Below are 9,484 nucleotides of genomic sequence, written 5' to 3'. Positions count from 1 at the left end.
AAATAAGACAAAATGATTTAGAACAGTTGATAGAAGTACTGGAACAGCAGTTTTTATCAGAACAAACTCAAGTGAATACTCTTCTAAATAGGGAAAAGAATTTCAAAATTGAAGTTTTAGACTCTTTAGTAATGCCAAAATATTTGGATGTTGTTAGTACAGATAATTTGTCACTTCATCCAGAACTTTTGAAGTATGATAAATTATATAAGTCAGTTGAGCAGTCAGAAATTTTGAATCAAAAAGAACAAAAACCTATGATTGGTTTTGGACTGGATTATGTCGCTGTTTCTGAACGTCCGAATATGAGTTTTTCTGATAATGGAAAAGATATCGTGATGCCTATGGTTTCTTTATCTATTCCAATTTTCAACAAAAAATATTCGTCAAAATCGAAGCAAAATCAATTGAAACAAGAAGAATTGTTGTTCGACAAACAGGCTCGTCAAAATAAATTAATGGGAATGTTAGATGCTGCAATTAATGAAAGAGTTGCATCTAAAATAAGCTTTGATACTTACACAAGAAACCTAGAAAAAGCAGATAATGCTGAACAAATTCTTTTGAAGAGTTATGAATCTGGAACCATCAACTTTAACGATGTTCTAGACATACAAGAATTGCAGTTAAAGTTTCAAATGAAACAAGTAGAATCGATAAAAATCTACTATTTACAGACAACAATAATCAATTATTTAGGAAAGTAAAAATAAGTATAACTTAAAATTAAAACAATGAAAAAAGTAAGATTAACAACAATTTTGGTAATCGTTTTTATAAGCTTAACAGCGATATCTTGTAAAAATGCTAAAAAAGAAAATACTCACAATGACGCTACGCATTCAGAAATGAATCCCGATAAAATGAATAAATCCAAAGATAAGATGGATTCCAACACACAGAATTCAGATGCTCAAAAAGTATTGGCAGATTATATGGCACTTAAAAATGCTTTGGTCGAAACCGATAAAGACAAAGCTACAAAAGCTGGACAGAAATTAATGAACACTCTTAGCAAGTTTGATGCAAGCAGCTATACAGCTGAACAGCAAAAAGAGCTAAAAGACATCATTGCAGATGCAAAAGAACACGCTGAGCATATTGGTAGAAGTGCAATGGATCACCAACGCGAACACTTTAAAGTATTAAGCAAAGACATCATAGACATGGTTTTAATAACAGGTACAAAAGATACCTTATATCAACAATTTTGCCCTATGTATGATAATAATAAAGGTGGGGCTTGGCTAAGTATGAACAAAGAAATCAGAAATCCATACTACGGTAGTAAAATGTTGAAATGTGGTAAAGTACAGCGAGAAATCAACTAAATGAAGATTATAAAAATCATAGCAATTGTCTTATTGGTAGCGTTAGTAGGAATACAATTTATACCTGTTGACCTTAATCAAAGTAAAGTTGTTCCAAAAACCGACTTTATGTTGGTAAATGATGTCCCAAATGATATCAAGAACAAATTGCAAGTCTCTTGCTATGATTGTCACAGTAACAATACAAAATATCCTTGGTACAATAAGGTGCAACCAGTAGCTCGATTTCTTGAAGGCCATATCAAAGAAGGCAAGGCAGAATTGAATTTTAATGAATGGGATGATTATTCAAATAGAAGGAAAAACAGTAAACTAAAATCCATCATCAACCAAATTGAAAATGGCGAAATGCCTTTGGATTCCTATACATTAATTCACGGTAACGCAAAATTGTCTGAAATCGAAAAGAAATTACTCATAGAGTTTATGTCAGATTTAAAAGAAAATTTAAATAATTAAAAGTTAAACATCAAAATATTCGATTATGAAACCATCCTTATTAGTCCTACTACTCACGATTTTAATTGTGAGTTGTAAAGAAAATAAACAACAAGATACAACTATCGAAAATCAAAAAGAGGTCGTTGTTGACAACACAAATGAAAAAGAAGAAGTGTTGAAAATTATGAAGTCTTATAAAGATGCCATTCAAAACCTCACAACTGATGGTACGTTTGAACTCTTTACACAAGATGCCTCCATTTTTGAACAAGGTAAAGTAGAAGGAAGTTATAAAAATTATATAGATGGTCACTTAGGGCCAGAATTAGGGCATTTTAAAAGTTTTACATTTTCAGATTATGAGATTAGTGTGAATGTGAGTTTACCCTATGCATATGCAACTGAAAATTATTTGTACACAATAGTTTTAAAGACAGATGAAGCTAAAGGAAGAAAAGAAAGAACCATTAAAAGTAAAGGCGTAGCAACTTCAATTTTGAAAAAAATAAATGGAGATTGGAAGATAATCCATTCACATACTTCATTTAAAAAGTTGAATCAATAAACAATGAAACAAACCCTCAACATAAAGAATATGGTATGTGACAGATGTAAATCAACTGTATTACGGGAGTTGGAAGCATTGGGTTGTGACATAAAATCGGTTGAACTAGGACAAATAATCCTTGACGAAAATACAGACATTCGATATTCCAAATTGGAAGAAGTGCTAAAGAAACACGGTTTTGAAATCATAAAGGACGAAACGGAAATTTTGATAGAGGAAATAAAAATTGCGCTCATAAAAAAAATCGAAAATCAGGACAATGCAAACCTTTCATCTTTTTTGACCAAAAGGTTTAATAATTCTTATTCGGCTTTAAGCAAACTGTTCAGCAAAACTGAAGGTGTAACGATTGAAAAATATGAAATCAATTTAAAGATTGAAAAGGTAAAAGAACTGATACAGTTGAGGCAATTAAATTTTTCTGAAATAGCCTACAGCTTGAATTACAATAATAGTAGCCATTTGGCAAGACAGTTTAAAAATGTAACAGGAATGTCAATGACGACATTTAAAAATCTACAAAAATGGAACAGAAAATCCATAGACCAAATTGTGTAAGGATTATCCAGAATTGTACAAATGAAGGTGGGTTGCAGAAATTAATTTTGTGTAATAATCATTAAAAAAAATGAACAATGACACATACATATAACATAACAGGAATGACCTGCGGAGGCTGTAAAGCATCAGTAGAAAAATATTTAGGTAATGTGGACAACGTTACCAACGTTTCTGTTAACCTTGAAAAAGCCGAAGCTGAAGTTACAATGAGTAGCCACGTTGCTACGAAAGCCCTTAAAAAAGCGTTACCTGAAAAATATACTCTTTCGGAAAAGGAAAACAAAAACGTTTTTCAGATGACATCCCAGTCCTTGGATGCCACTGAGCAAAAATCAAAACTGCAACAATTACAGCCCTTGTTGCTCATCCTTTTTTACATAGCAACTGCGAGTATTTTGTTGCATTATAAGGATTGGGATGGTAATGCCGTAATGCTGGATTTTATGGGTTTGTTTTTCATAGTGTTCAGTTTCTTCAAGATGCTCGATTTAAAGAATTTCCCAGAATCCTTCAGAATGTATGACCCATTGGCAAAACGGGTGTCAATATATGGCTGGATATATCCATTCATCGAAACTGCTCTCGGGCTAATGTTCTTAATGCGTTTTGAAATTGAAATTGCTCTTATAGCCACACTTATAATATTAAGTATTACAACGGTTGGTGTTACTAAAACGCTTTTGGATAAAAAATCAATTCGTTGTGCTTGTCTCGGAACGGCGCTAAAATTGCCAATGACCGAAGCCACATTTATAGAAAATGCCATTATGATTGTGATGGCGATTGTAATGTTAACCCAAATTATATAAAAGATGAAATCACATACACTTTGGATGATATTAGGTTGTGTACTTCCGTTGCTACTCATTTTTATTGCACCAAGTATAGGAATGGGTGAAAACGTATCCTTGTTCATTTTTATAATTCTAATGTTCGGATGTCATCTGTTAATGCCGCATCACAAGCATAATCACGATAATGAAAACAACAATAAACCATAATTATGAAAACAATCAACATCAAAAAATTAGGATTGGCCACAGGCCTTACTGGAGCATTGCTCTATTTGGGTTGTATGGTGGTAATGTTTACGGTTGGCCGTGAAGGGTCTGTAAAATTCTTCAATAGCCTACTGCACGGACTGGATGTGTCGACTGTAATTAGGATGGATATTCCACTTTGGGAAGCTTGTCTAGGAATTGTTCAAACGTTCATTTTGGGTTGGTTAATCGGTGCCTGTATTGCATCGCTTTATAATTGGCAAATAAAGAAATAAGATGAAAAATATATTAGTACCCACGGATTTTTCAGATAACTGCAATAAAGCAGCAGAATTGGCTATAGAAATGGCGGCACTTTTTAATGCAGAAATCCATTTTTTGCATCAAATAAGTACAGTAGTTAACTGGACAAAATTAACCAAGACCCAGGAGCAAAACTACCCTGACTCTCTTGCAGCAATTGGCATAGCTAAAAGTAAGTTGAGGGCTTTGGACAAAGAAGCTGAAGGTAAAGGTTTAAAGTCAAGGACGTTTTTAGAATTTATTACAGACGAAGATGCAATTGTAGCTCATTCCCACAATTTTCACCACGATTTTATTATTACCGGAAGTAAAGGCATACAAAATGGATTCTTAAAGAAATTGTTAGGAAGTAATGCACAAAAAATCATTAGAAAAGCCAGAGTGCCCATTCTAGTAGTAAAGGATGATGCAATAACTTTTCCGTTTAAAAATATTGTTTTTGTCTCTGATTTCAAGGAAGACATATCCAATGCTTTTAAGGAAGTTGAGAAAATAGCCAAAGAGTGCAATGCAAAAATCCATTTGTTGAATATTAACACCACATCAGATTTTAATAGTGTTGAAAGTGGACTGCAACCCATCAAAGAGTTTTTAAAACACTTCCCAAAATTGGAAAACTATGCAATGCACGTTTACAACGAAACTACGGTATTAAATGGCATTGAAAAATTTGAAGATTCCAATACTGTGGATTTAATAGTAATGTATACCCACAGCAGAAAAGGATTTGCAAGTGTCTTTTCAAAGAGTATTGCTGAAAGTGTTACCAATCATTCAAAAAAACCTGTAATGACAGTACATCTTTAAAATGGAAAAAGCAATCAACATCATAAAGTACTCAGGCGAGGTTCAAGCATTCAATATAGAAAAACTTAAACGCTCTTTAAGGCATTCCAAAGCGAGTGAAAAACTTGTGCAAGAAATCGCCCAAGAAGTTCAGGAGCAATTAACTGAAGGAATGACAACCAAACGGATTTATGAAATAGCTTATAAGATGTTGAAACGCAAATCAAAATCAGGGTCTGCTAGATACAAACTCAAAAAAGCCATAATGGAATTTGGTCCAACTGGCTATCCTTTTGAGAAATATATTGGTAAAATCCTCGAATATGAAGGCTTCAATACAGATGTAGGTGTTGTTATGCAAGGTCATTGTGTAACCCACGAAGTAGATGTAACTGCTTTGAAAGCTAACGAACATTATTTAGTGGAATGTAAGTTCCATAGCGACCAAGGTAGAAATTGCAATGTAAAAATACCTCTTTACATACAGTCTAGGTTTAAGGATTTAGAAACTCAATGGTTAAAGCAAAAAGACCATTCACTAAAATTTCATAAAGGCTGGGTTTATACCAATACAAGGTTCTCAACCGATGCTATACAGTTTGGCGAATGTGCTGGGCTTGGATTAGTAAGTTGGGATTATCCCGAAAAAAACAGCCTTAAAAGTAAAATTGATGGTTCAAGATTGTACCCGATTACGGCTTTACCTTCCTTAAGTAAGCAGGAAAAACAAAAGATACTAAACAAAGGCATTGTGCTTTGTAGAGAGGTTTGCGATAATCCAAAACTATTGGATGATTTGGGTATGGCATCATCCAAAAAGAAAAACATTCTTAAAGAAGCTAATGAATTATGTAACCATTAAAACAAAATGAAAAGCAATAAAATCATAAAAACAAATTGGTGTGTTATTACTGGCGGTCCAAGTACTGGCAAAACTACCACTATCAATATGCTTGCCGAACGAGGATATGAAACCACCATTGAACACGCAAGGCATTATATAGATACAATGCGTGTAAAGGGACAGACTGTTGAAGAATTGCGAAGCAATAAACGAGAGTTTCAACTTGGTGTTTTAGATATGCAAATCGAGCAGGAAGCATCGATAAACCCTAAAGATTTAGTTTTTTTGGACAGGGCAATCCCTGATGCATTGGCGTACTATCGGTTTTTAAAATTAGAAGTTGACGAAATTTTAAAAGAAGCAATGCGTAAAGTGAATTACAAAAAGGTTTTCGTTCTAGACAAACTGCCTTTAATCAACGACTATGCTCGATTGGAAAGTGAAAACGACCAAAATCAAATACACAATCTTATAACTGAAGTGTATGAATCATTACCGTTTCCAGTAGTACACGTCCCTGTATTACCACCATTGAAACGAGTGAATTTTATATTGAACAGCATTAAAAACAATTAAAATGGAACATCACGAACACCATAACCACGAAAACCATTCCAAGGAGAAAGTAGAAATGGACCATTCTGGTCATAATCCTGCTCACGGAGAAATGGGACACGACCATCACAAAATGATGATAGAAGATTTTAAGCGAAGATTTTGGGTATCCACAATTTTAACCATACCAATTCTACTATTATCGCCAATGATACAGAAATGGTTGGGAGTGGACTGGAATTTCACAGGCAGTAATTATGTGCTGTTTACCTTATCCAGCATTGTTTACTTCTATGGTGGGTGGCCATTTTTAAAAGGTTTGGTGAGTGAGTTAAAGAAGAAGTCGGCAGGAATGATGACACTTATTGCTGTAGCAATTTCGGCAGCATATTTTTATAGTGTTGCGGTCATTTTTGGGTTCGAGGGCAAAACGTTTTTTTGGGAATTAGCAACACTTATTGACGTAATGCTAATTGGTCATTGGCTAGAAATGCGTTCTATTTTGGGTGCAAGTAAAGCCTTAGAAGCATTGGCAGCATTAATGCCTAATGAAGCTAATTTGGTAGATGGCAGCCAAACTCGAAAAGTAAAAATAAGCGAACTAAACGAAGGAGATATCATCCTTATCAAACCAGGAGAAAAAGTACCAGCTGATGGAATAATTGTAGACGGAAAAAGTGACCTTAATGAAAGTATGCTTACTGGTGAAAGTAAGCCTGTAAGCAAAAGTGTTGATGAAGAAGTAATTGGTGGTGCTATTAATGGCAATGGGGTCATTAAAGTAAAAGTAAAAGGTATTGGAGAGGAAACCTATTTATCCAAAGTGATAAATATGGTTCAGACGGCTCAAAAGCAAAAGTCTAAAACACAACGTTTAGCAGACGTAGCAGCAAAATGGCTTACTGTAATTGCATTAGTATTAGGTTTTGGTACATTCTTTACGTGGTTGGCTTTAGGAGAAACAGTATCATTTGCCTTAGAACGTATGGTAACTGTTATGGTTATCTGTTGTCCACACGCTTTAGGTCTGGCTGTACCTCTAGTAGCTGCTATATCTACTAGTATTTCGGCAAAAAATGGATTATTGATTCGAAATAGAACAGCTTTTGAAGCATCTCGCAAAATATCGACCATAGTATTCGACAAAACTGGAACACTTACCAAGGGTTCACACGAAGTAGTACGTATTGTTCCATTATCATCTGACTATGATAAAACAGAACTCTTAAAGTATGCGACGGCTGTTGAAAGCCCTTCCGAACATCATATTTCCAAAGGTTTAAGAAGAAAAGCAAAAGAAGAAAATATTGAGATTCCTTCTGTAACCGATTTCAAGTACAACGCAGGCGTTGGTGTTAGTGGAACGGTCAATGGAAAGAAAGTACAGGCAGGTGGTTATGTGCTAATGGAACAATTGAACAAGAGTGTTGCTGAAGATAAATACGAGGGCATTGAAACCAAAATCTTTACCATAGTAGATGACGAAGTGATTGGCTTTGTAACCTTCGCAGATGAAATCAGGGAGAGTTCTTATGAAGCTATCAAAATCCTCCAAAAAAACAATATAAAAGTGTCTTTACTTACTGGCGATAATGAGAGAGTAGCAAAAGATGTAGCTGATAAATTAGGACTTGATGATTATATGGCTGAAGTATTGCCAGACCAAAAACAGGAAAAAATAATTGAGCTGCAAGATTTAGGAGAATTTGTAGCTATGACAGGTGATGGTGTAAACGATGCTCCCGCATTAGCACAAGCAGATGTCGGTATTGCCATTGGTTCTGGAACAGATGTAGCGGCCGAAACTGCGGATATAGTACTAGTGGACAGCAATCCAAAAGACATTGCCAACTTGATATTATTTGGTAAGGCTACCTATCGCAAAATGGTTCAGAATCTGGTTTGGGCAACAGGTTACAATATTGTGGCTCTGCCCTTAGCAACGGGTTTCATCCCTGGGCTTATGATAAGCCCAGCATTCGGAGCAGCGCTAATGAGTATCAGTACTATAATCTGTGCTATAAATGCACAATTATTAAAAAGAAACCTTAAGACAAAAACGACATAATGAAAAAACTAACCTTATTAATTGCAATAGCACTTCTAATAGTGAGTTGCAAAAACGAAAAGACAACTTCTGAAAAACAAAAGCACAATCATAATGATTTAACTAAAAAAGTAGAAGAACCAAAGAAAAAACCATTAAGTCCACACACCTATGCAATGGCTATGGTTGGAGATGCGCATGTTCATATTGATTATTCTTCTCCAGGAGTAAGAGGAAGAATCATCTTTGGAGGATTGTTGGCTTATGATGAAGTATGGCAGTCTGGAGCTCATAAAGCCACTTGGTTAGAAACCAATAAAGATGTATCCATAGATGGAAAAATATTGAAAGCTGGGAAATATGGAATCTTTACCATTCCATCTAAAGAAGAATGGACGGTTATTTTCAATACAAATTGGGATCAACATGGAAAAGATGAATATGACGAAAAAGATGATGTTTTACGATTTAACGTAAAGCCAGAGCTTTCGGATGAGATTACTGAACATCTTACATATGAAGTAAAGAAGACTGGTGATACTCAGGGAACTATTTCTTTGAGTTGGGAGAAGGTAACCATACATTTTCCATTTCAAATAAAAGAATAGCATGGTCAACAGGCAAACATCATTAAAGATTAGAAAGGTTCATAGATATCTAGGGCTTTTTCTTGGAATTCAGTTTTTGTTTTGGACAATTAGTGGCTTGTATTTTAGCTGGACAGATATTGATGATATTCATGGAGATCATTATAAGAATCTAGAATATCAACCTATGGCTTTTGATAGTCTGTTGAGTCCAACCTCATTGCATATTTCGGAACCTATTAATACTGTAGAGATACGAGATATTAATAGGCAACCTTATTACTTTATTAATAAAGAGATATTGTACAATGCTAGGACGGGTCAAAAGAAAAATGAATTAACTAAAGACGAAGCTTTATATGTTGCCAAAAACTATATGAAGGAAGGTTTAGAAGTTGCTTCCATTGAAAAAATAACAGAGGCAGGAAAGCATCATGAGTATCGAGAAAAGTTACTTCCT

At 34.6% G+C, this 9,484-nt stretch carries 13 protein-coding genes and 1 pseudogene; all 14 read left to right on the top strand.

What is annotated here, in order from left to right:
- A partial coding sequence (locus AAON49_RS00355; RefSeq protein ID WP_349551789.1) for a TolC family protein occupies positions 1-707 on the top strand: 707 nt, incomplete at its 5' end.
- A 27-nt stretch (positions 708-734) separates the two neighbouring features.
- Entirely contained in the window at positions 735-1,331 is a 597-nt protein-coding gene (locus AAON49_RS00350) for a DUF3347 domain-containing protein (protein WP_349551787.1), read from the top strand.
- The gene (locus tag AAON49_RS00345; RefSeq protein ID WP_349551785.1) at positions 1,332-1,790 is read left to right on the top strand and encodes a heme-binding domain-containing protein; all 459 of its coding nucleotides are present in this window, start codon (positions 1,332-1,334) and stop codon (positions 1,788-1,790) included.
- A gap of 25 nt (positions 1,791-1,815) precedes the next feature.
- The gene (locus AAON49_RS00340; RefSeq protein ID WP_349551784.1) at positions 1,816-2,337 is read left to right on the top strand and encodes a YybH family protein; all 522 of its coding nucleotides are present in this window, start codon (positions 1,816-1,818) and stop codon (positions 2,335-2,337) included.
- A gap of 3 nt (positions 2,338-2,340) precedes the next feature.
- A complete protein-coding gene (locus AAON49_RS00335) occupies positions 2,341-2,898 on the top strand; it encodes a helix-turn-helix domain-containing protein (RefSeq protein ID WP_349551782.1) in 558 nt (185 codons plus the stop codon).
- A 77-nt stretch (positions 2,899-2,975) separates the two neighbouring features.
- Positions 2,976-3,710 carry a heavy-metal-associated domain-containing protein gene (locus AAON49_RS00330; RefSeq protein ID WP_349551780.1) on the top strand — a complete coding sequence of 245 codons (735 nt, stop codon included), beginning with the start codon at positions 2,976-2,978 and terminating at the stop codon, positions 3,708-3,710.
- A gap of 3 nt (positions 3,711-3,713) precedes the next feature.
- Positions 3,714-3,902: a hypothetical protein gene (locus tag AAON49_RS00325; RefSeq protein ID WP_349551778.1), complete on the top strand. Its 189-nt coding sequence runs from the start codon at positions 3,714-3,716 to the stop codon at positions 3,900-3,902.
- A 2-nt stretch (positions 3,903-3,904) separates the two neighbouring features.
- Positions 3,905-4,177, top strand: coding sequence for a DUF5676 family membrane protein (locus AAON49_RS00320; RefSeq protein WP_246901734.1), 273 nt, complete (start codon positions 3,905-3,907; stop codon positions 4,175-4,177).
- 1 nt (position 4,178) lies between these two features.
- Complete coding sequence (locus AAON49_RS00315; protein ID WP_349551777.1) at positions 4,179-5,012, top strand: universal stress protein; 834 nt, start codon at positions 4,179-4,181, stop codon at positions 5,010-5,012.
- Position 5,013: 1 nt separating this feature from the next.
- Complete coding sequence (locus tag AAON49_RS00310) at positions 5,014-5,853, top strand: ATP cone domain-containing protein (protein ID WP_349551775.1); 840 nt, start codon at positions 5,014-5,016, stop codon at positions 5,851-5,853.
- Positions 5,854-5,859: 6 nt separating this feature from the next.
- Positions 5,860-6,411: an AAA family ATPase gene (locus tag AAON49_RS00305; protein WP_246901737.1), complete on the top strand. Its 552-nt coding sequence runs from the start codon at positions 5,860-5,862 to the stop codon at positions 6,409-6,411.
- A 1-nt stretch (position 6,412) separates the two neighbouring features.
- Positions 6,413-8,458, top strand: coding sequence for a copper-translocating P-type ATPase (locus AAON49_RS00300; RefSeq protein WP_349551773.1), 2,046 nt, complete (start codon positions 6,413-6,415; stop codon positions 8,456-8,458).
- On the top strand, positions 8,458-9,045 hold the full coding sequence (locus AAON49_RS00295; protein WP_349551772.1) for a DUF2911 domain-containing protein: 588 nt from the start codon (positions 8,458-8,460) through the stop codon (positions 9,043-9,045). Before AAON49_RS00300 ends, AAON49_RS00295 begins: the two co-directional genes overlap by 1 nt.
- Position 9,046: 1 nt before the next feature.
- Positions 9,047-9,484: pseudogene (locus AAON49_RS00290) on the top strand (hypothetical protein); the annotation flags it as partial.

This window comes from Pseudotenacibaculum sp. MALMAid0570, assembly GCF_040151415.1.
Classification (GTDB): domain Bacteria; phylum Bacteroidota; class Bacteroidia; order Flavobacteriales; family Flavobacteriaceae; genus Polaribacter.
Note: the sequence above shows the minus strand (reverse complement) of the source record. Positions and strands in the feature narration are given on the sequence as shown.